Annotated in this window: 1 protein-coding gene; it reads left to right on the plus strand. The window is 66.5% G+C overall.

Going from position 1 to position 553, the window contains the following annotated elements:
- Positions 1-553: ketol-acid reductoisomerase (ilvC, locus tag KUM32_RS37130; RefSeq protein ID WP_217146266.1), on the plus strand; the 553-nt coding region annotated here is incomplete at both ends.

Here is a 553-nt window from a genome sequence, read left to right on the forward strand (position 1 = left end):
CCGTGCATCGCGGCCGTCGAGCAGGACGCCACCGGCAAGGGCTTCGCCCTGGCCCTGTCGTACGCCAAGGCCATCGGCGGCACGCGGGCCGGCGTCATCAAGACGACCTTCACCGAGGAGACCGAGACGGACCTCTTCGGCGAGCAGGCCGTGCTCTGCGGTGGCGCGAGCGCGCTGGTCAAGGCGGGCTTCGAGACCCTGGTCGAGGCCGGCTACCAGCCGGAGATCGCCTACTTCGAGTGCCTGCACGAGCTGAAGCTCATCGTGGACCTGATGTACGAGGGCGGCCTGGAGAAGATGCGCTGGTCGGTCTCGGAGACGGCCGAGTGGGGCGACTACGTCACCGGTCCGCGCATCGTCAACGACGCCACCAAGGCCGAGATGAAGAAGGTGCTCGGCGAGATCCAGGACGGCTCCTTCGCCAAGAACTGGATGGCCGAGTACCACGCGGGTCTGCCGAAGTACAACGAGTACAAGAAGGCCGACCAGGACCACCTCCTGGAGACCACGGGCAAGGAGCTGCGCAAGCTCATGAGCTGGGTCGACGACAACG

This window comes from Streptomyces sp. AC627_RSS907 (genome assembly GCF_019049165.1).